The organism is Oceaniferula marina, from assembly GCF_013391475.1.
GTDB classification, from domain to species: Bacteria; Verrucomicrobiota; Verrucomicrobiia; order Verrucomicrobiales; family Akkermansiaceae; genus Oceaniferula; species Oceaniferula marina.
Genome location: NZ_JACBAZ010000004.1, coordinates 679,022 through 700,252 on the forward strand (window position 1 = coordinate 679,022; position 21,231 = coordinate 700,252).

The following is a 21,231-nucleotide window of genomic DNA, read 5'->3' on the forward strand; positions in this document are numbered from 1 at the left end:
AAGCGCTCTTAGCTTTTACGGCGGCGCATGATCAGAGCCAAGGCACCCAGCCCAAACAAGGTGAAGGTTGAGGGCTCAGGGATAACGACCAGGCCAACCTCACCTCCTCCAGAGAGGTCCAATTCGAAGTCAAGACCTGCGGTCAAAGTAGGCAGTGTTCCCAGATCCAATCCGTTATCGGTCAGCGTGCCTGAGTATTCCAGCAGCACCCAACGGTCGCCAGCCTCGGCATTGAGGAAATCATCCGCCACCAGTTCGGCCACGTTTAAGGTGCCGTCCAGTGTGAGATCCGTGATACCGGTCATCAAATCGTTGATACCCGAGCCAGTGGTTTGATCTGATCCACTGAGCTCAAAGTCCAAGGTCGATCCGACGCCAAGAATCATGGCAGAATCGAAGGTCATCGTGCCGGCACTGTTACCCGGGGCAATCACCGATCCGGATGCCAATTGGATAGGCCCGAGGAAAGCTCCGCTACCACTGAGCTTCTGGGCATCCTGAAGGACAAAACCTCCGTCCACCGCAGAAACGTTAAACGAGGCCCCGCTTTGCACTGAGATCTCCGAGCTATTGGCAACAGACGCGTTGGTTCCCAGTTCCAGTGTTCCCTCATTCACTGTTATTTTTCCAGTGAATGTATTCACTGCTTCGAGAAGCATTTTACCTGCGCCAGATTTATTGAAGCCACGGGTTCCGCTTTCTCCTATGACAGCGGAAACTGTCAGATCATTGTCGGCAGCACCATCCGCAACATTAAATGTCGGAGTGGCATGCAGCGTCATTTTCAGGCCACTGATTGTGGATCCTCCGGTCGACTCATTCACAGCCATGGTTCCACCTTGCAGACGTAGGTCCGTGTTCGTGACGTTGATCGTTCCGCCGTTCAAGGTGATATCACCGGCGCTCATATAGTGACCACCATTCACTGTCCACGTTCCACCTTGATTGATCACAAGGTCAGGTCTCTGGTATCCTCCACCGAGGCCACCCAAACTGTGCGTTCCAGTAAGCAGGGTTCCACCGTCATTGATGGTGATCACTTTGTTAGCAGTGGAAAAATATCCAGTAGCCCACCCCCCTTCAAGCGCTTCATAGGTTCCGGAGTTGATGGTGATGTCCATGTTATTCCCAGCCTGTCCGGTGCGGAATGTCGAGCTACCGTTGTAAATCAACTCACCACCACCGACCACACGGCGTCCCAGATTGACAGCATCGCTGCGGTTATAACTTAGGCTAGCCCCTGTCGCCAACGTGATATCACCGGATCCTCCGATGGCTCCGCTTGTCCCACCATTACCCACAACCACGGATCCTGCCTGAATATCAGTGGCTCCGCTATAAGTATTGTCATTCAGCAGGGTCAAGGTTCCGGTGCCGGCCTTTGTCAGTCCGCCAGCGCCACCAATTCCGGATCCGGTCAGGGTGAAATCATTGGTGCTATGGTCAAACGATGTGCTGGCAGTGAGAATATCACCCGTCAGGTTAATGGTTCCACCACTGCTATTGGCATCGTCGAACTTCACAATATCGTAATCGTAAAAATTCGTGGCCGTGTCTCCGGTCTCAGTTTTCCAACTTTCGGTGGTATCCACGTCCCATACGTTTCCACCGGCTCCAGTCCAAATGACCGAATCGATCGAATCCACGGTGAGGGTAACCCAGGTATTGAAGAAATCATTCACTACACTCACTCCGTAGTGAGGGTTAGGTAAGACGGCACTGATTCCATCACCTCCATCACCATTGATGAAGCCTTCATAATCATACAAAATAAATGAATCGTTGATCGCAAGTTGCCCGGCAGGAATAATATTCACAGTATGTGAGCCATTGATCGTAAATTCGCCATCTCCTGTGACGTTGATTTGATCAGCAGTTCCACCTCCAACACGGAAATTGGCAACAGAGCCGCCATTTGTGGTCAAGGTTGTCAAGGTGGCCGCTCCAGGAACAGTGTCGGTCCCTCCTTGAATGGCTCCTCCATTATTAACAACAACACTCGAGCTTACATTGCCAGATACATTCAATGTGCCAGCATTCACGTTAATCGTTCCCGTGTGAGTATTTGCAGCATTGCTCAGAACCAAGGAACCATCACCGGCTTTATTGATCGTACCATCGCCAAACAAGACACCGGTCTGATTGACCGCAACTCCATTATCCACGTCAATCGTGCTCGTCGTCGATGTAACAGCCTCAACTCTGGATCCCCAATTAGAATTGGCAACACCTTTTAACACACCGCCACTGAGAGCAACTCCATCATTATCCCCCTGCCCGACAATCCCCAAGCTTCCAACTTCAACGACTCCCTGGCTCAGCAGAGTCAGAGTGGATGCCGATGATCCATTCCCTGCGCGATTGCGGTCAAACTGGAGACCCGCGGCTTTGACGGTCGCGATTCCGGATCCACCACCTACGGTCATGTCACCTTCACCATCCCAACCCATCATAATATAACGAGCGGCGCCACCGTTTGAAGAGAGGGCAGTTGCATCAAGGGTTCCACCGCTGATATTGTAAGCTCTTCCTGTTCCGGACCAGTGCCCGATACGAATCCCGGCACTTCCTGCCTCCATCGTGACGGAGCCACCAGTCTGGGTAATGGTTCCCGAGGTTCCGCCACCATTACCAATATTGAGATAACGGGCTGTCACATCGGCACCATCTTCGATAATCACATTACCGTTAGCTAACTGCAATTCTCTGAATGTAGCTGTCGTTCCTGTACCATAAATCAGCTCACCTCCATAGGAACTCATAAGGCCTTGGACGCCACTGCCGTTGGCATCCGTCGTCGTTCCAGCAAGGGTGGTATTGGTGATGGTCAGCTTATCAACGGCTGTTCCTCCATGTTGGCGCAAATGACTATTCACATCTCCGAAAGTTACACTCGAAGAATCCAAAACCACATCCTTCCCGCTGAGGCGATAACGCAAAGCCAGACCGTTCCGGTTCAGAGCAATACTTGAAGGGCTTCCGATCGAGCCCGCAGTTCCCACATCGCCGACCTGGAGGATATCATCTTCCACAGTCAACGTCCCTGTGACTGAAATGTCACTGAGAACGGTCAACTGGCCACCTCCCGTTTTAGAGAAGTTACCCGAGCCTGAGACATTCCAGTTCAGGTTACCTCCCCCATCTACATTCAGCGTTCCAGCATTCACGGTTGCTGCACCGGTGTAGCCAACGTTATTGCGAACAGTCAAAGTGCCTGTCCCGTTCTTGATGAGATTTCCACTACCGGTCAAGGCACCCAAATACGAGCTGTCCGTATTATCGCTCCCCACGGTCAATGCGTTGGCTCCGATGGCCAAGGCCCCTGTGCCGGCCAAACTCCCGAGACTATGGTCAGCACCCAAGGTTGTGGTTCCGGTGATCGTTGCCCGTCCACTCACGGTGTTGGCACTGTTCAAGGTAATGGCTCCCAGTGTATTTAAATCTGTGGCAGTCAAACCCGAATCAATGGTCAATGTACTGGCCCCGTCGGCCCGCAGCAGACCCGTCCCTCCCAGCGCGACCGTACCCCCTGTCAGAGTCACATCACCCTCTTGCACCCAAACCGCATCCACGCTCTCAGACCCACCAAGGGTCACGGTGTATGCTCCGGTAGCATCACCCCCAGCAGCAAAGACAGCGGCATGCCCACCTGTCCAGTTCGACGTCGCAGCCTCGCCCGTCTCACTGGCCGACCAATTAGCATCCGACCAATTGCCACTCGGAGTCGCTCCACCTGCACCGGCTGTCGCGCCATTGGTATCCCAATAACTCAACGTTCCCGTGTAGGCATTTACTACTTGAACCCCCGCAATGGCAGCGCGCGCCGAGTTCCGATCGGCAGCCAACACCACGGACACCTGATCCTCCACTTTTAAATAATGATCACTTTCCAGCAAGGCATCCGCATTGGTCCAGTTCACTCCAGACCACGTATCCGCACTACCTGAGGCCAAAACCGTAGACCCTGCGCCATCTCCTTTGTAATAAGTTCCATTCACAGAAACCGCAGCATAATTGGCAGCCTGCGATGTCCCTCCACCTTGGTCCGTTGCCTGAATCATATAAATATCATTCAACAAATACGGTGAATCCAACGTCACGGACCAACCTGCACCACCATCATCCAAATAACCAGTGGTCAAATCTCCATTCTCCGATGTTGCGGTCGCCCCCGTGGAACCTGACAAATAACTGTTATTCGCGGTCCAGGTCACACTGGCTCCAGTCACCACCCCCGTACTATCGACCAAACTACCTAAGGTCCCCCCGCCGTTCACCGTAGTATTGTTCCAATAATCACCTTGAACAAGAACCGCTCCGGATGTCTTCCCGGCTTCATTAATGGGACCACCTCGGTCTGCTCCAAAGTTTACACTGATGCTTTGAGCTGATGTCTGACTCGTCATCACGATTCCCGCCATACCCATCAGCATGCAAGATTTCATCAATCGAGTCACCATCGAGTGTCTCTCATTTGCCATACCTGACTCTGTCACAAAGGCTGCATTACGGTCCTTCTTGATATCTATATTCTTTTTCATCGGATTCATGTTGTGGGGTGAACCATCGCATCAAGTTATTTTTCCATATAGCCCCATGGAAAAACCACTACGATAGACTAGCCTAAGATATAGGAGAATAAGCCCACTCAAGTCAACCACAGATTTATCCCCCTATCGTCAATTTTGCCGAATACATAGTCCTCGATAGCAAAACAGCCCGACACCAAAGGCGTCGGGCTGTGTGATAAAAAATGAAAAAAATGGATTAAAGGGCTTTCATGTTGCCCATGGCATCACGAAGGTATTCACCAATCTCTTCCACAGGATGGTTGCGAATCGTGAAATTCACATCCACCAAGGTGCGGTTGTCCACAGCGGTGGAGCAGCAGCCGAATCCTTCACCAATCACGTCCGTTCCGACGGTCTTCATGAAGTCTTCCAGCAGCGGCACGGCAGCGTGAGCGAAGAGGTAACATCCATACTCTGCGGTGTCGGAAATGATCCGGTTCATTTCATAAAGTTTCTTACGGGCGATCGTGTTGGCGATCAGCGGCACTTCGTGCAGCGACTCATAATATGCGGACTCATCTTCAATCCCGGCTTCCACCATGGCTTCGAAGGCCAGCTCAACGCCGGCGCGCACCATGGCAATCATCAGAATGCCCTTGTCAAAGAACTCCTGCTCGGAAATCTCACCGCTTGCTTCGGTCTTCTCGAATTCTGACTGACCGGTTGCCTCACGCCATCCCAGGAGGTTGGCATCGCCATTGGCCCAATCAGCCATCATGGTACTTGAAAACTCACCGGAAATAATATCATCCATGTGTTTCTCAAACAACGGACGCATGATCACTTTCAGCTCCTCAGACAATTGGAAGGCCTTGATCTTGGCGGGGTTGGAAAGACGATCCATCATGTTGGTGATACCACCTTGCTTGAGAGCCTCCGTGATGATTTCCCAACCTTCCTGAAGCAGCTTCACAGCAAAACCGGGCTCAACACCCTCGGCTTTCATCTTGTCGAAACAAAGCAATGATCCAGCCTGCAGCATACCACAAAGGATCGTTTGCTCACCCATGAGGTCAGACTTCACTTCGGCCACAAAAGAGGACTCAAGGACTCCTGCATGGTGTCCACCCTGGGCAACACAAAGTGCCTTGGCAATTTCCAGACCATTACCGTTCGGGTCGTTTTCCCCGTGGCAGGCAATCAGCGTAGGAACGCCGAATCCTCGTTTGTATTCTTCACGAACCTCGGATCCCGGAGACTTGGGGGCCACCATGATCACGGTCAGGTCCTTGCGGATTTCTGTTCCTTCTTCAACGATGTTAAATCCGTGCGCATAGGTGAAACATGCACCCTCTTTCATGTGAGGAACCACACTCTCCACAACGGACGTGTGCTGTTTGTCTGGAGCGAGGTTCATCACAATGTCAGCCGTCGGCAACATTTCTTCATAAGTTCCCACCGCGAAATCGTTCTCCGTGGCGTTCAAATACGACTGGCGCTTTTCAGCGATTGCAGCATCACGCAAGGTGTATGCCACGTCCAATCCGCTGTCGCGCATGTTCAGTCCCTGGTTCAGTCCCTGGGCTCCACAGCCAACGATAACGATTTTCTTTCCTTTGGCTGCTTCCGTGCCATTGGCAAATTCTGCAGCATCCATGAAGCGGCAGGTTCCGAGTTCCTGTAGCTGACGACGCAGCGGCAGAGTGTTAAAATAATTCTTGCTCATAATAATGATGGTTTGAGTGTTCGGGGTTTGGATACCTCCCGCCTGTCGACGTCTGACTCGATGTCAGCAAAAGGTGCGCGCATTGAACCCTAGATTCAGCCTTGCGTAAATTGATTTATCAGCCACATTACATTTCATTTTTCGCAACAATAGACATCTCCACATTGCACCTTTCGCACAATTCTCCTCACCAGTTGATAAGCAAAACCTCCCCTGATCGATGAACCTTCACGAACTACAACATTTTCTGGTTCTCGCCGAACAGCTCCATTTTGGGAAAGCCAGTCAACTCTGCAACCTCAGCGCCTCCGCACTGACTCGCAGCATCCAGCGTCTGGAAAACTCTGTAGGACAAGAACTGTTCGAGCGAAACAACCGCAGTGTCACCCTGACTTCAGCAGGTATCACTTTCCAGCAGTATGCAAAAAAAACCATCCGTGACTGGCAACGCCTGCAAGGGGAGCTGCAGCTGCCTGACACCGTCGGAGGCCTCGTTTCCATCTATGCATCGGTAACGGCCGTTTACAGTCTTCTGCCTGAATTACTGGAGGCCTACCGCACTCAATACCCGGATGTGCACCTCGAACTTCGAACCGGATCTGCGGAACAATCCCTGCAGCAAGTCATCTCTGGAGACATTGACTTGTCCGTAGCCGCGCTGCCGGATCACCCACTCAAAGATTTGGCGTTTATGCCGCTCACCAAAACCAAGCTCGTTTTTATCGGACCCAAAGATTTTGACCAGGACTTCGATCCCGCGCGCACCCCCCTCGTCATTCCCCGCACCGGCTTGTCCAGAAATCGACTCGACCGATGGATGAAGCAACAAAACATCCGCCCCCGCATCAGCACCGAGGTCTCAGGCAACGAAGGACTGCTGGCCATGGTCCGGCTAGGCTGCGGCATCGGTATCGTCCCCGAGCTGGTGCTCGAACGGAGCCCGTTCCGATATGAAGTTAAAATCATCCGCCAAACGCCAAAACTCAAACCCTACGTCGTCGGACTCTGCACCACACCGGCCAACTTAAAGCGAAACAACATCCATGCCTTGTGGCACCTGGCGGAACAGCACCAGCTGCAAGAGCCCTCTCGTTCCCGTCGGACAGGAGCCAAGTAGAGGCCGGCAGCATGGGCGGACGCCTTCTCAAGTCGAAGTAATCGACAAGGTTCCAGTCACCCCGAAGGATGCCCGTTCCTCGCCACCACGAAACAAAACCAACGATCCCCGGATTCGGCCCGAATAATTCGATAAACTCATGCTATCAACTCCCAAATGCAGGCGGTATTTCATCGTATGCACCTTCCCATTGTATATGCAGCTATAGGGTGTCTCAAATTCCATCGCAGATCCCAGCCAGTGCCTGGACTGCACCTTCACATTGAAAGCACCCGCACCCACGGCATTGTATGCCGTCCCCCCGCTTTCAGAACTAAAACGGTAAACCGTGCTGGTTCCAATCTGACCTGAAACCTCGGGGACAACGTTGGTGGCAATTTGCATATCCCTTCCCTTCAACTGATCGGGCCAATAGACTGAGTTTGCCGGAAATTTCACCTGCGAAACATGGAAAAACATGTTCGATGCATCTCCGATCAGGGAAGATACATCCCAGGCTGATTCAGCCTCCGAGGCACCACTTAACAATCGGGAAGGTTCTTGCTGCCAATCATTCAGATCACCGCTGTAACTCAGGCGAGTCAGACTCCCCGGCGGCATCTCCATTTCCAAGCTCGCATCCCCCTTGGGATCGAGCAAACTGAAAGCTAATGGCGCCATCTGCGGCAGATCCTGACCGTGCTCATCAAAAGCCTGGGCTGAAGCTCCAACACGCCTGATCGAAACTTCTTCGATGATCACATCGTCCACAGGTTTCCATTCGTCATCAACCGCTACCTGATTGATGTCATAACAGACTTTTCTCGACGCATAAGGGTCCGACGCCTGCGGGTCATTGTTCACTTGGGCAAACAAGGTATGCGCACTGTAGGTGACTGGCGCTGAGGAAGCCGTCATAAAAAAACGGGCCCTGTTGGTATTGGGGCCGATATTATCCATATAAACCAACCAGAAGCGATCCACCGCCCCCGGGATACCCATCTCATCACGGAAGGTGTAGCCTGGACCGTCATCCGTGGGTTCATCGACCCGGGCTCCCGCCTGGCTGACCACACCTTGCAACACACGGTGAAATTTTAGACCGTTGTAGTATGGCTCCTTTTTCAACAGGCCGTTCGAAGGATCCAACCAGTAACTCGACCCCTCAGCCAATCGAATAAAATTGGCAACGGCACGCGGCGCTGTCTGGTAATACAGCTGCATCGTAAACGTCCCCTTCGTGGTTTTGACATCCGCATAGATCTGTGCGGATACCGAACCCGTCGCCATGGCCAGCCCCCCGACCAAGCATAGGCTGCGTTTCAACATGAACATCATTTGATCAATCAAGGTGTGTAGGTGAAGGGTAAACGTACAAACTTAACGTCTTCCGCAGTACCTACCCCCCCGGGTCCGGGGATTTGATAAACAATGGCCCCGTCACACCATCCAGATGTCGGGGAATGGAAATTGATATACCATTGCAGCTGTCCATTATTTAAATTCCAAAAATTCAACGTCGTCCATTTTTCAGACCCTACAGGGACATCAAAAACAACCGCCAGTCGGGCTATCGGCATCCACCGAGCCAAACTATAGGTTTTCCGTTCTATTCCGGACGCCTGATGTAATGGCTGTTCATAATACAGCAGTGTTAACGCTCCGGAGCCTCCTCCGGAATGGGCCCACGTCCCTCCACCGCTCCCGTCGAATGTTACATCAACCGTTTCTGAGTCACCCATGGGCAATGAAAACACACTTCCTGCCGTGGTCATATCTTGAGGGGCTCGCAGGAGGGAACTATACTGGGTTTGCACCATTCTAGTGAAGTAGCGCTCACCCTGAATACCTCGAAACACTTCACTCGTATCATCAGCGTGATCCGCACTGAATAAGTAAGGTATCGATGATTCCTGCTCATCAACGGTCTCCTTCAGAGACGTCCAAGTGGAAAAATCCTTGGACTCAGTCAGGTAATATTCGCCCAAAGCCTGACGATCAAAAGTCATCGTGTATTCCTGCGAAGCCAAATCGTATTTCACTTCAGGTTGAACCGCCGTCACCACGGGTAGAGCTAAGGCTGGGTCATGGATATTAAATCCAGCCAAGCCAGCACCTGATATCACAACGGATTCAATCACAATCGGAGCATTCGGAAGATCATTCACCCCTGTCGAAAAAACATTGCTGTTGGTAAAATCATCGATAATTGCACGGCCATCTGGGTATGTCGCATCATTGATGACCTCACCAAACACCGAGTGCTTATCATCCAAGTGTGAAGTTTCCCCGAAAGTAATAAAAAACTGGGAACCATTCGAATGAGGACCCGAGTTCGCCATCGATAACATATAACGCCCGTCATGCCTCAAATCAGGGTGAAACTCGTCCTGGAAAGCATATCCCGGACCACCCGAGCCCGTCCCCCGGGGATCTCCTCCCTGGATCATAAAATTGTGGATCAAGCGGTGGAACGTCAGCCCGTCATAGTACTTTTTGCCGGTCACCACCTTACCGGTCGTGGTATCCAACCATGCCCTTTGACCGGTCGCCAAACCGATGAAATTTGCACAAGTCCTCGGAGCCTTGTCATAATGCAACTGGACTCGGAAGGTCCCCAGCGAGGAGCCACCGTGGGATACGGTGAAATCCGCATAGATCTGGGCATGTACATTGCTCGCCAAGGCGAGCACCATCCATGTAAGGGCACAAATAAGGGCTTTCATGTCGCGAGACTGATGCACCATCATATGCAGACTTGCAATCCGGAAATTCACAGATCAACCTCCCGCCCGTGCAGGAAGCCGTTCAACATCAAGCAATTCAAGAGATGACAATGGAGACGCCGGACCGGGGCTACGCGCTCTTTGACCTCGATCAAACCCTGATCCCATGGGACACCCAGTTGCTGTTCTGCGATTTCATCCTGAAACGCATGCCGTGGAGACGCTTTTACCTGCTCATCTTCCTCCCCTTCCTCTCCCTGCATAAAATCCTGGGCAGTGAAGGCATGAAGCGCGTTTTTCTCAATTACCTCTGGGGAATGACACCAGCGGAACTGGATCAACTCGCCGAGGAATTTGTCGACCAACACTACCCCGACAGCTTCTACCCTGAAATGCTCGAAGTTCTGGAGCAGCAAAAACAACAAGGCCGGATCACCGTACTCAGCTCTGCCAGCCCCGAGATCTGGGTCAAACCCATCGCCAAACGACTTGGTTTCGATTTCTACTTCGGCACCACTCTGGAAACAGCCCCCCGGGTCCGATTGTTCCCCGACATCATCGGAGGCAACAACAAGAGCGAAAATAAAATTGTCAAAATGCGCTCGATCCTTCCTGAAGGGTTCGCCCCCGAAGCCGGCACCCCCCTCCCCGACAGCCATGGGTTTTCCGACAGCCACGTCGATCTCCCGATGCTCAACATCTGCGAATCCGCCAGCATGGTTCATCCGACGGACAAACTGCGCGCCGCAGGCGAACCACGCGGATGGAAAACCTACACCCCGGAACGACCCACCACCGGCAAACGCGAATTTGCCTTTGCCTGTATCCGCCAGGCGCTTGGGATCTACCACCAACGGTAGGGAGGATTGGCCTCAATCCTCCGGGATACCACACTCCGGCATTTTTTGTTACCCCGGATCATCTTGCCGCGTGAACCGGGCCCCGGTTTTGCCCTCGCGCAACCGTGGGCAAGCACTCCCCCATCCCCTACAGCCTGTATTTTGAAATCAGGATCCTATGTGACAACTTTGTTACACCATTCCATTCCGTCACAGCGACCCGGATGTGTTGTATTCTGCGCCGTCAGGATTCGTGCCCCCCTACACGATGACTGGCACGTTCAACTACAACCAAATCAATTCATGACTCAAACCAATAAACTTGCAACAGCCGCCACCGTGGCTGTTCTCGGTTCCGCCCTGCCGGCACTCGCTGGTTCCACGACACCTGTTGAAGCCCCGGAAAGCAACCCATGCGGTGACTGGTGTGATACCCTCAAAGGCATCGGCACTGTCTATAAAAACGGCGACAACCCATACGTCCAGGAGCTGAAATTCTTCGGCCGCTACCAGTGGCAGTCAGCGCACATCGATGGCAACGACGTCAACGGAGATGATTTCAACTCCTCATTCGCCACCCATCGCCGCTTCCGCCTCGGTGCCCAGATGAAGTTTGCCAACTACTTCAAGCTCAAGGCCAACGTCAACCTCGTAGCCGACGCCAAACACACCAGCGCCAACAGCATCAACTGGGGATTCCCCGATGTGGCATCCGCTGTGTTCGATGAAGCCAAACTCACCTTCGACGCCGGCAAGGCATTCGGAACCGGAGGATTGGATCAACTTCATTTCACCTACGGCCGCCAAAAGCTCAAAATGTCCCAGGAAGCCCACACTTCCTCGAAAAAAATCAAAACGGTTGAGCGTTCCGCCCTCGCCAATACCATCTACCGCTCCGCCCGTCCGGTCGGATTCACCGTCGACGCAGCCAAAGGATCCTGGAGTGGCGCCTTCGCCGTCTTCAGTGACCAGATCGCCGGCACCGAGTGGGACTCCGTGATCGGAGAGTGGAGCGATGGCATCGGTTACTACGCCAACGTCACCAAAACCTTCAGTGACGACAGCGAACTCCTCATCGACTTCCTCTACCACGACGACAGCGGCGACGCCCTCGTTGACTGGTTCGGATACGACTGGGCGGCTTCGGTTGCCTATGCAGGAGATTGCGGTCGTTGGGGATACATGGCCAACGCCATCGTGGGCGACCACGGCGACCTCGGTAACGAAGACCGCGAAGGTCTCTTTTACGGAGCCGTCCTCATGGGCACCTACTGGATTGCGCAGGACTCCCTGGAGTTGGTTGGTCAATATCAATGGCAGGGTTCCGAGGAGTCTGAAGGTGTGCGCACCAACAGCCGTTACTTCCGTGCCGACAACGGTGGCGATGTCAACAGCGGACGTGGCGACAGCCATCACTCGCTTTACGCCGGCCTCAACTGGTATCTCTGCGGCGACAACGCCAAAATCATGACCGGTGTCGAATACCAAAACCTCGACACCCCGGATGGTGACGCCGACGGCACCACGCTCTGGCTCGCCTTCCGCACCTATTTCTAGGATTTGATTTCAAGCAATTTTTCATAATCTGTCTGTGGGGTGCATCCGTTATGGGTGCGCCCCTTTTTTGTCCCTTCTCACGCTAGGGCGAATTGGCTTCAATCCTCCGGAGAGAAACCGAGAACAAGGGCAAAGCACGGCTGATTGAGGCCAATCAGCCCTACCACGTCACCCGGAATGGCCAGTCTTCAGCTTTATCACACAAGCCTGCCCTAACCGGGTTATCGAGTATATAAGATCGCTTTTGAATCAACGAATCTTGACTACGCAGCCGATGATCAAAATAACCATCCTGCCATTTGATATTCAAGGTCCTTGCGATCCACCGTTTCCAGTCTTTAATCACCTCACTCATGCGTTTCGCGCCATCAAACAGAATGAGAGCATGAATGTGATCCGGCATGGCAAGAAACAGCCGACAACTCCAAAGATTTCTTTTGTTCCGAGAGACAAGGGTTGGCTGCAATTCATCCCAAACAGAAACAATGGCAAGCTGGTTGATCCCCCTTGGGCGGGTGCAGATGGTAATAAAATAACATTCAGGGAACACGCCACCCACCCAAAAAGGCGTTTCATGTCTGAGCGTTTTGCGAGTCGGCTTCATCATACCAACACTAACAAAAACAAATCAAGCCGTCCAGAGTTCTCTATCAACATCTAATTTTCGAACTGACACAGCGATAGATGGTAGGGAGGATTGGCCTCAATCCTCCGGGGAGAAACCGCAAACACGCGCAAGCCACGGCTGATTGAGGCCTATCAGCCCTACCGACGCAAATCGGTCCTACCGGGGGCGTTTGGTCAAACCCAGCCGCTACTTCCCGATACAAAAACTACCGAAAATCTCACCGAGTAGTTCCTCGGTATCGATCCGGCCGGCAATTTCACCCACGGCGTCCATCGCTTCGCGCAGGTCCATGGAAATAAACTCAGCCCCTTCTCCGGCTGACAAGGTTTGCTCTGCGGCCAGCAGTGACTGCCGAGCCCGCTTCAAACACGCCTGATGACGGGCATTGATCGCCACAGCATGACCACCCCATTCACCGGCACCCAGAGAAATTTCGTGAGCTATCGCCGCTACCAGGTCATCCAGGTTCTGCCCGGGCAAACATGAAACCGCAACACCCTGCTCAGCCTGCCAAGCAGCATAAACGCCAAGATCCGACTTGTTGATCACCAATACATGATGGCGTCCGGCAATTTCTTCCTCACTCAGGCGTAGAGCAGGAGGCTGGCTTCCATCCACCACTTCAAGAATCAGGTCCGCCGTCTCCACTTGGGCACGGGTGCGGTCCACCCCCTGTTGCTCAATCACATCCTCGGTATGTCTCACACCGGCGGTATCGATCAGGCGGACGGGAATGCCTTTGAGGTTCAGCACCTCTTCCACTGTATCCCGGGTCGTTCCTTCGATATCACTGACAATGGCCCGCTCATATCCTAACAAACCATTCAGCAAACTCGATTTCCCAGCATTGGGAGCACCAAAGATCACGGTCCGTAAACCCTCACGGAGCACCCGCCCTTGCTCCGCGGTCTGTAACAATCGATCTACCCCCGCAGCGGCCTGAAGCAAACGCTTCGACAACTCCACACCGGTATCCGTATCAATATCTTCCTCGGGAAAATCAATGAAGGCCTCCACATGCGCAGCAATCCCGAGCAGCTCTGATCGCAAGGCCTCGGTCTGGTTTCCCAATCTACCCTGCAGTTGCTCATGCGCAGCACGCATCGCCAGATCCGTCTGGGCAGAGATCAGATCCATCACCGCCTCGGCCTGGGTCAGATCCATCTTGCCATTCATGAAGGCCCGCTGGCTGAACTCACCCGGCTGAGCGGCCTCGACGCCACACTCGAGCAATCGCTCAAGCACCCGACGCATCACTAGCACACCTCCGTGGCAGGCGATCTCAACCGAATCTTCACCGGTGTAACTCCGGGGCCCTCGAAAGCTGGTCACCAGGGCCTCATCAATCACAGCACCATCGCCATCCACGATCCGCGTCAGGGTAGCGTAACGTTCGGCGAATTCTTCCACCTTGCGCCCCTCGGGCAAACAACGACTAACACAAGCCATCGCCTCCGGTCCACTCACCCGGATCAAACCTACCGCACCCATTCCCGGGGCGGAAGCAATCGCAGCAATCGTCGTGTCCATCGGAATATCGAGAGTCAATCTCAGGATGCCAGCACCTCATCGAGAACCTCGATGCAGCGTTCGTTTTCCGTTTTGGTTCCCACCGAAATCCGGACCCAGCCTGGAAGTTTGTATCCACGCATCGCACGCACGATCACGCCCTTCTCAAGCATCGCCTGGAAGACAGCATCACCGTCCCCCACCTTGACCAAAACGAAATTCGCCACGCTAGGCACATACTCCAACCCTCGTGCTTCAAAAGCACTGGCGTAAAATGCCAGTCCCTCGTCGTTCATGGCCTTGGTGTTGGCGACGTGCTCCTTATCTTCCAAGGCGGCCAAGGCGGCAGTCTGGGCCATGGCATTGGCATTAAACGGCTGGCGGGCCTTCTGTAAAATAGCGGCCACACCCGGAGCAGCCAGCCCGTAACCGATACGCAGACCGGCCAGGCCATAGGCTTTTGAGAAGGTTCGCAGCACACAGACGTTTTTCCCTTCGCGGATGTATTTCAAGGTATCCGGCGCGTCCTGCCAGAACTCGTAATACGCCTCATCGAAGACCACGACAACGTGGTCCGGCACCTGCGCCATGAAGCGGTCCAGAGCATGCTCATCGACATAGGTTCCCGTCGGGTTGTTGGGGTTGGCTATAAACACAAGGCGTGTATCCTCAGTAATCGCCGCGGCCATACCATCCAGGTCATGGATAAAATCGGGATCGCAGACCTCGACATACTTGGCACCAAACAAGGTGGCCATCAACTTGTAGACGACAAAAGCGTGTTCCGCGGCAATCAACTCCGCCTGCGGATTCAAAAAACAATGGCAAAGCAACTCGATGATTTCATTTGATCCATTGCCCAGCACCACATGCTCAAGACCGAGGTCGTATTTTTTTGCGAGGGCGGAACGCAGCTTGTATCCTCCACCGTCCGGGTAGATGTGCGCCTGGCTCAACTCCGCACGCATCGCCTCCTGCGCCATCGCGGATGGCCCGAGGGAGTTTTCATTCGATGCCAGTTTGACGATTGTTTCGGGATCCAGCCCAAGCTCACGGGCGGTCTCTTCGATCGGTTTCCCCGGCTCATAGGCAACGAGGTCACAGACAAACTGGTTCGCACACCGCTGAACGGGCTGAAGGGATGATGGGTCGCTCGACATGCGCGGAAACTAGGCGAGATCCCTCCAATGCGCAATCCAATATCACATCGATGCCTCTCGGTATCATTCCAATAAAATGGATAGACCCTTCCCACTTCCGCGTATTAAGTCGTCATGAGATGCATCAACCAGTCCACTAGGGGTAAACTTGTTCTGGCACTTGGCACTCTGTGTCTGGCTTCTATCCCCTGGCAGGTAAAAGCGACATTGGAGAAGAACCAGAAACATCCCAATGTCTTGATGATTGCGGTTGACGACCTCAACGATTGGATTGGCTGCATGGGTGGCCATCCCCAAGCGATCACCCCGAACATCGACCGCTTGGCACAGGATGGAATGCTCTTTTTGAATAACCACTGCCAAGCCCCGATCTGCGGTCCATCCCGCGCTTCCGTCATCACCGGACTCCACCCCACAACCACGGGTATCTATTTACAGATCCATGATAAAAACATCAAAAAGGCCAACACCGCAGCCAACAAAAGCACTTTTCTCAGCGACTGGTTTGAGCAGCATGGCTACAAATCCATTGGTGCGGGGAAAATTCTGCATCAAGGAGGCAGGATTCTTTTTGATGAATACGGACCGGGTAGCAGCATGGGTCCGAAGCCCAAAAAGAAATTTAAATTTGAGCCCAAAGACACCGGATTCCCTCCAGGAACCCAAACCGACTGGGGTGCCTATCCAGAAAGCGACCAATCCATGCCCGACGTTAAAACTGCAGCTTATGCGGTAAAAAAACTCGGAGAAAAACACGACAAACCCTTTTTTATGGCCATTGGATTCTGCCGTCCTCACGTCCCGTGGTATGTCCCACAAAAATGGTTTGATATGTATCAAGCCGACAAAATTCAATTACCAGCTTACCATCCTGAGGACATGGATGATGTGCCGGATATGGGAAAACGAATTGCCGAGGTTCCCATGATGCCCACAACCGAATGGGCCATTCAAAACAACGAATGGAACAATATCATTCACGCCTATCTGGCATGTACCACCTTTGCCGATGCCCAAATCGGTAAGGTTCTCAATGCCTTGTGCCAGAGCGAATATGCAGATAACACCATCGTCGTCCTCTGGTCAGATCACGGATACCACCTCGGAGAAAAAAACCGTTTTGCCAAACAGGCGATCTGGGAGAGAGACACCCGGACCGTCTTATTGATCAAATCGCCAGACACCATCGCTGGAGGAAAATGTGAAGCCCCCACTCAACTCCTCGACATCTACCCCACCTTGCTGGACCTTTGCCAACTGCCAACCAACCCACAGGCAGAAGGACACAGCCTGAAACCCCTGCTGCAAAACCCAAAAGCCGATTGGAAACACCTCGCGGTCACCTCATACGGCGTGGGAAATTTTTCCATTCGTGATCGCACATACCGCTACATCCGATACGAAGATGGATCTGAAGAACTCTATAACCTGAAAACCGACCCCAACGAATGGAATAATCTCGCTAAGCTGAATCAATATACCGCGGTCAAGGGTCGGTTCGATCAACACATCCCCAAGTCACAGGCCCCACTCTCGAAAGTCAGCTACTACAACATCAATGCCTACTGGCAATCCAAAGTCAAAGCCATCCAATCGAGGAAAGAATAATAGCCATCCATACAAACGGCTACACCTCAGCCGTGTAAATACTTGCAATCCCGAAGCTCAAGGGCTTGCAGCGGGCATTTTTGTAGCCGCAGGACTCAATCAGGTCCGTCATTTTACTACCGCTGGGGAATTGTTCGATGGTCCCTGCCAGATATTCGTAAGCGTCCCCTTCTCCGGTCATCATGCCGGCAATTTTCGGTAGCACCTTGTTGAGGTAAAAGCGGTAGGGGCGCCTCAGGATTCCGGTCGGAAGCGAAAAATCAAGCACCAGCAGGTGACCGCCAGGGCGAATGACACGGCGCATTTCTTCCAAGGCATCCGGCCAGCTCGCCATATTGCGCAGACCGAAAGCGACCGTCAGCACATCGAATTCATCATCCTTAAACGGCATGTTCATGGCGTCGGCCACCACCGTCTTGGCTACGCCGCGCTCGGCAGCGTGCGCCAGCATTTCCTCACAGAAATCCGCGCCCGTCACCATTGCTCCCGGACAATCCCGCTGGAGTTCCAAGGCAAGATCACCGGTTCCGGTCGCCAAATCGAGAATGGTTACTGGCTGCCAGCGCTCCACGATCCGGCCAACCTTACGCCGCCATAAGATGTCGGTTCCCAGACTCAAGACATGGTTGGTCACCACATAACGATCCGCGATACGACTAAATGCCTTTTTTACATATCCAGGGTCCTGCACCTTATTAAACTTCAAGTTGTAAATTCCTAATACCCACTAGCCTGGTAAAATATCACGGTAGATTCCGGGGTCACTGCCCGGGATACCAACGGCACCAATGGCCTTGGCATAAAACTCCTCCGGGCCAACCCCGCCAATCATTCCGTAGACGTAACCCAAGTCCTTGAGCGATTCCATCGATTTAAAAAGCAGCGCTTTGCCGATCCCGGTCCCACGAGCCGCTTCAGACACACCGGTCGGGCCGTAAAACCCACGAGCGGTCGTCTCATAACAAGCAAAACCGAGAATCTCCTGATCCCGGGTCGCCAGGAAACAGGTCACCGGTTGGCGCGAAAAAGCGACCTTCACCTCGCTCTCCCACTTGGGGGAGAAATGCTCTGCCGCCCAAGCTGCAACCAGATGCCGTTCATACGCACGTGCCCGGCGCAGAATAACCCCCTGATTCTCAACCCGCCGGTACACATCCTGCGTATCCGGCAACTCATACAGCCTGACCAACATGTCAATCATGCGCCATTCCTACAGCATGCCCAGAGCAATGTCCATTGACTATTGTTCCAGCAATTCAAGAAACGGCCAGGCTTCAATTTCTTCCTGCCCCTGAATCACATCGGCCAAAACCGGAACCCCGGTCAGATCTTCCACCAAACTTTTGTTGGTCACCGTAGCGGTATCGAGTTCATCCACCAGGTTGTTCACCACCATGCCCACCGGTTCAATTCCGGCCGAGCGCATCGACTGCACCGTCAGCAAGGTGTGGTTCAAGGTCCCCAAGCGGTTTCCAACCACCAAAATCACGGGCAACCCGATATCCTTGGCGAGGTCCGCAATCATATATTCCTTGGTGATCGGAACCATCCAGCCACCAACACCCTCAACCAGCACCGCATCATGAGCCGCAGCAAGATCCGCAGCCCCTTGAATCAAAGGCGCAATTTCCAGATCTTTTTTCTCAAACATCGCCGCCACATAGGGGGCTGCCGGAGTCCGTGCCCAAAATGGGTTCACCTTGTAAAGATCCAAAGCACCCCCGGCATCTCCACCCGAGGCCTCTTGCAAGGCATAGGCGTCTTCACGACCACCACAACAAATCGGCTTATAGCCAACCACATCCACGCGCTCTTGACGAAGCGCCTTGAGAATCAACGAGCTCACATACGTTTTGCCCGCATCCGTATCTGTTCCTGTAATAAAGAATCCCTTCATAAATCTAAATCCACCTCTTCTGGCGTCCCTCTGACACGGCTCAAAAAGCAGCCGCCCTCAATCCATTTCGACAGTCACTAGCGCGCACGCTCTTCGAACATCCTAAACTGCGAGCCCCGTGTATTCTCGTTATAGAGCATGTACTTAATCAGCAGCCAGATTACCACGGCCACCATCAAGGTCGCCAGCTTCGCCGGCCAATTGTTCATCCATTTTTTCTTCATGCTCTCTCTCCTTTGGTAAAAAGATATGTTCCAGTTTTGATCGGAACGCGTCCTCGCTTAAACCACGCGACAGCTTCCCATCCACACAAATCGACACCTGCCCGGTTTCCTCACTCACCACCACGGCCACACAATCAGCCTCCTCGGTCACACCGATGGCAGCCCGGTGGCGAAGCCCCGTACTGCGGTCGGACAACTCACGGGAACTTACAGGAAACACACAACCGGCACCTGCCACCCTGTTCTGGGCAATGATCATACCTCCGTCGTGCAAAGCCGTCTTCGGATGAAACACCGTCAACGCAAACTCCGGAGAAAAAACGGAATCCAACTCCACGCCCGTCTTCAGGTGCTCTTTCAAGGAGATCGATCGTTCAAACGCGAACAAAGCTCCAATCCGTTTTTTCGACAACTGGCTCACGGCCTCGGAAAAAGTATCGAGAAACTCATGGGTCTGGGATTGGGAAAAGGAAAACAACTTGGTGCTTCCCAGTTTGGCCAAGGCGTTACGCAACTCCGGTTGAAAAATAATCAGGGAGGCTGCCGCCATACCAAGGAACAGGTGCTTCATAATCCACCAGATGACTTTGAGATCCAAAATCAAGGAAACCGAGGACAAAACCATCAAGAGCAATGCCAAGCCGACCATGATCCTGGCCCCCCGGGTGTCCTTGAAGGCACGATAAATCTGGTAGAGACAGATCCATATAATCAGGATCTCCCCCACCGCACGCCAGTAATCTTGAATAAAACTCACTTCCTGCCGTTCATTTAGCCATAAACCACGCACATGGGAAATTCTTATTTTCGCTTTTCCTCAAGCAAGACAAGGGTTCTCCTTGACTTGCCCCTGTCATGGTGGACGCTTGGGAGCGTAATCACTCCCCTTCATTCCGCCTCAACGTCTCGAACACCATGCGATTTTTTCTGCTCTCATTGGTCCTTGCCATCGTCCCCGCATCCGCGAACCCCACCATCGTCGGCACCATCCCTCGTAAAGCCCCACCCAGCATCAGCGCCAAACGCGCCATCGTTGTTGACTACATGAGCGGGCGGGTCCTCTACGAAAAAAATTCCCGCGAGCGCTGCCACGTCGCCAGCACCCAAAAACTACTCACCGCACTCTGCGTGTTCGACACCAACGTCAACCAGAGCTTCACCATCACCAAAAGCGACACCTGGGTCGAACCCACCAAGCTCGGCATCCTTCCCGGCGAAGTCTACACCCGCAGAAAACTCGTCGGAGCCCTGTTAGTCAAAAGCGGTAATGACGTCGCCCGCGCACTTGCTCGCAGCGTCGCCGGCAGTGAAAGTAAATTTTCCGATGTCATGAACCGGAAGGCCCGCAGCCTCGGCATGAAGGAATCCAACTTCCTCAACCCACACGGGCTGACAGCCACGGGTCAATATTCCACCGCCAGAGATATGGCGATCTGCGCAAGGGAGGCCTTCAAAAACCCTGCCATCCGGGGGATCATCAAAACCAAAGGCTACAATTTCCGCTTCTCCAACGGGCGCACCAAGTATCTCAAAAATACCAACCGGGTGCTGAAAAGCGTCAACTACTGCAACGGGATGAAAACCGGAACCACCAGAGCCTCAGGCCGCTGTCTGATCTCAAGCGGCACCCTGAACGGTCGCACCGCCATCGTGGTCGTGCTCGGAGCCACATCCAGCACCATCTGGCGCGATTCCGAACGCCTGCTGCGCTGGTCGCTGGAGCGTCCCGCCGCACGGTAACAATGGCCAC

The 21,231-nt window shown here is 53.3% G+C and carries 16 protein-coding genes; 6 read left to right on the forward strand and 10 right to left on the reverse strand.

Annotated features, from left to right (window positions below; all coding sequences use genetic code 11):
• Positions 1–8: 8 nt before the first annotated feature.
• Both HW115_RS12930 and ilvC read right to left on the reverse strand, forming a co-directional pair.
• Positions 9–4,541: a beta strand repeat-containing protein gene (locus tag HW115_RS12930; protein ID WP_178933288.1), complete on the reverse strand. Its 4,533-nt coding sequence runs from the start codon at positions 4,539–4,541 to the stop codon at positions 9–11.
• A gap of 226 nt (positions 4,542–4,767) precedes the next feature.
• The gene (gene ilvC / locus HW115_RS12935) at positions 4,768–6,237 is read right to left on the reverse strand and encodes a ketol-acid reductoisomerase (protein ID WP_178933289.1); all 1,470 of its coding nucleotides are present in this window, start codon (positions 6,235–6,237) and stop codon (positions 4,768–4,770) included.
• A 220-nt stretch (positions 6,238–6,457) separates the two neighbouring features.
• On the opposite strand from ilvC, the gene ilvY reads away from it, so the two are divergent.
• Positions 6,458–7,354 carry an HTH-type transcriptional activator IlvY gene (gene ilvY, locus HW115_RS12940; RefSeq protein WP_178933290.1) on the forward strand — a complete coding sequence of 299 codons (897 nt, stop codon included), beginning with the start codon at positions 6,458–6,460 and terminating at the stop codon, positions 7,352–7,354.
• Between the two features lie 27 nt (positions 7,355–7,381).
• On the opposite strand, the gene HW115_RS12945 is transcribed toward ilvY, so the two are convergent.
• Both HW115_RS12945 and HW115_RS12950 read right to left on the reverse strand, forming a co-directional pair.
• Positions 7,382–8,662 carry a peptidylprolyl isomerase gene (locus tag HW115_RS12945; protein WP_178933291.1) on the reverse strand — a complete coding sequence of 427 codons (1,281 nt, stop codon included), beginning with the start codon at positions 8,660–8,662 and terminating at the stop codon, positions 7,382–7,384.
• Between the two features lie 17 nt (positions 8,663–8,679).
• The gene (locus HW115_RS12950) at positions 8,680–10,059 is read right to left on the reverse strand and encodes a peptidylprolyl isomerase (protein ID WP_227021481.1); all 1,380 of its coding nucleotides are present in this window, start codon (positions 10,057–10,059) and stop codon (positions 8,680–8,682) included.
• Between the two features lie 104 nt (positions 10,060–10,163).
• Here HW115_RS12950 and HW115_RS12955 point away from each other — a divergent pair, with 104 nt between their 5' ends.
• The 3 genes from HW115_RS12955 (at position 10,164) to HW115_RS19815 (ending at position 13,116) form a co-directional block, all read left to right on the forward strand.
• A complete protein-coding gene (locus tag HW115_RS12955) occupies positions 10,164–10,919 on the forward strand; it encodes an HAD family hydrolase (protein WP_178933292.1) in 756 nt (251 codons plus the stop codon).
• 282 nt (positions 10,920–11,201) lie between these two features.
• On the forward strand, positions 11,202–12,455 hold the full coding sequence (locus HW115_RS12960) for a porin (RefSeq protein ID WP_178933293.1): 1,254 nt from the start codon (positions 11,202–11,204) through the stop codon (positions 12,453–12,455).
• A gap of 274 nt (positions 12,456–12,729) precedes the next feature.
• The gene (locus HW115_RS19815; RefSeq protein WP_227021517.1) at positions 12,730–13,116 is read left to right on the forward strand and encodes a hypothetical protein; all 387 of its coding nucleotides are present in this window, start codon (positions 12,730–12,732) and stop codon (positions 13,114–13,116) included.
• A 153-nt stretch (positions 13,117–13,269) separates the two neighbouring features.
• Here the strand turns inward: HW115_RS19815 and mnmE are convergent, their stop codons facing one another.
• Both mnmE and hisC read right to left on the reverse strand, forming a co-directional pair.
• Positions 13,270–14,613, reverse strand: a complete 1,344-nt coding sequence (mnmE, locus tag HW115_RS12970; protein WP_178933295.1) for a tRNA uridine-5-carboxymethylaminomethyl(34) synthesis GTPase MnmE — start codon at positions 14,611–14,613, stop codon at positions 13,270–13,272.
• Between the two features lie 20 nt (positions 14,614–14,633).
• Positions 14,634–15,752 (reverse strand): histidinol-phosphate transaminase, encoded by a 1,119-nt coding sequence (gene hisC / locus HW115_RS12975; protein ID WP_178933296.1) that lies wholly within the window; start codon positions 15,750–15,752, stop codon positions 14,634–14,636.
• 114 nt (positions 15,753–15,866) lie between these two features.
• On the opposite strand from hisC, the gene HW115_RS12980 reads away from it, so the two are divergent.
• Complete coding sequence (locus tag HW115_RS12980; protein ID WP_227021482.1) at positions 15,867–17,360, forward strand: sulfatase; 1,494 nt, start codon at positions 15,867–15,869, stop codon at positions 17,358–17,360.
• A gap of 19 nt (positions 17,361–17,379) precedes the next feature.
• Here the strand turns inward: HW115_RS12980 and HW115_RS12985 are convergent, their stop codons facing one another.
• From HW115_RS12985 to cdaA, 4 genes are all read right to left on the reverse strand, one after another.
• Positions 17,380–18,066 carry a ubiquinone/menaquinone biosynthesis methyltransferase gene (locus tag HW115_RS12985; RefSeq protein WP_227021483.1) on the reverse strand — a complete coding sequence of 229 codons (687 nt, stop codon included), beginning with the start codon at positions 18,064–18,066 and terminating at the stop codon, positions 17,380–17,382.
• Positions 18,067–18,087: 21 nt separating this feature from the next.
• The gene (locus HW115_RS12990) at positions 18,088–18,561 is read right to left on the reverse strand and encodes a GNAT family N-acetyltransferase (protein WP_178933297.1); all 474 of its coding nucleotides are present in this window, start codon (positions 18,559–18,561) and stop codon (positions 18,088–18,090) included.
• 39 nt (positions 18,562–18,600) lie between these two features.
• Entirely contained in the window at positions 18,601–19,257 is a 657-nt protein-coding gene (bioD, locus tag HW115_RS12995; protein WP_178933298.1) for a dethiobiotin synthase, read from the reverse strand.
• Between the two features lie 144 nt (positions 19,258–19,401).
• A complete protein-coding gene (cdaA, locus tag HW115_RS13000) occupies positions 19,402–20,238 on the reverse strand; it encodes a diadenylate cyclase CdaA (RefSeq protein WP_178933299.1) in 837 nt (278 codons plus the stop codon).
• Positions 20,239–20,396: 158 nt separating this feature from the next.
• Here cdaA and HW115_RS13005 point away from each other — a divergent pair, with 158 nt between their 5' ends.
• Positions 20,397–21,221, forward strand: coding sequence for a D-alanyl-D-alanine carboxypeptidase family protein (locus HW115_RS13005; RefSeq protein WP_227021484.1), 825 nt, complete (start codon positions 20,397–20,399; stop codon positions 21,219–21,221).
• Positions 21,222–21,231 lie beyond the last annotated feature (10 nt).

Coding starts and splice junctions, on each gene's coding strand:
- HW115_RS12930 (WP_178933288.1), bottom strand. CDS start 4,541: ATGAAAAAGAATATAGATATCAAGAAGGACCGTAATGCAGCCTTTGTG.
- ilvC (WP_178933289.1), bottom strand. CDS start 6,237: ATGAGCAAGAATTATTTTAACACTCTGCCGCTGCGTCGTCAGCTACAG.
- ilvY (WP_178933290.1), top strand. CDS start 6,458: ATGAACCTTCACGAACTACAACATTTTCTGGTTCTCGCCGAACAGCTC.
- HW115_RS12945 (WP_178933291.1), bottom strand. CDS start 8,662: ATGTTGAAACGCAGCCTATGCTTGGTCGGGGGGCTGGCCATGGCGACG.
- HW115_RS12950 (WP_227021481.1), bottom strand. CDS start 10,059: ATGAAAGCCCTTATTTGTGCCCTTACATGGATGGTGCTCGCCTTGGCG.
- HW115_RS12955 (WP_178933292.1), top strand. CDS start 10,164: ATGACAATGGAGACGCCGGACCGGGGCTACGCGCTCTTTGACCTCGAT.
- HW115_RS12960 (WP_178933293.1), top strand. CDS start 11,202: ATGACTCAAACCAATAAACTTGCAACAGCCGCCACCGTGGCTGTTCTC.
- HW115_RS19815 (WP_227021517.1), top strand. CDS start 12,730: ATGATCAAAATAACCATCCTGCCATTTGATATTCAAGGTCCTTGCGAT.
- mnmE (WP_178933295.1), bottom strand. CDS start 14,613: ATGGACACGACGATTGCTGCGATTGCTTCCGCCCCGGGAATGGGTGCG.
- hisC (WP_178933296.1), bottom strand. CDS start 15,752: ATGTCGAGCGACCCATCATCCCTTCAGCCCGTTCAGCGGTGTGCGAAC.
- HW115_RS12980 (WP_227021482.1), top strand. CDS start 15,867: ATGAGATGCATCAACCAGTCCACTAGGGGTAAACTTGTTCTGGCACTT.
- HW115_RS12990 (WP_178933297.1), bottom strand. CDS start 18,561: ATGATTGACATGTTGGTCAGGCTGTATGAGTTGCCGGATACGCAGGAT.
- bioD (WP_178933298.1), bottom strand. CDS start 19,257: ATGAAGGGATTCTTTATTACAGGAACAGATACGGATGCGGGCAAAACG.
- HW115_RS13005 (WP_227021484.1), top strand. CDS start 20,397: ATGCGATTTTTTCTGCTCTCATTGGTCCTTGCCATCGTCCCCGCATCC.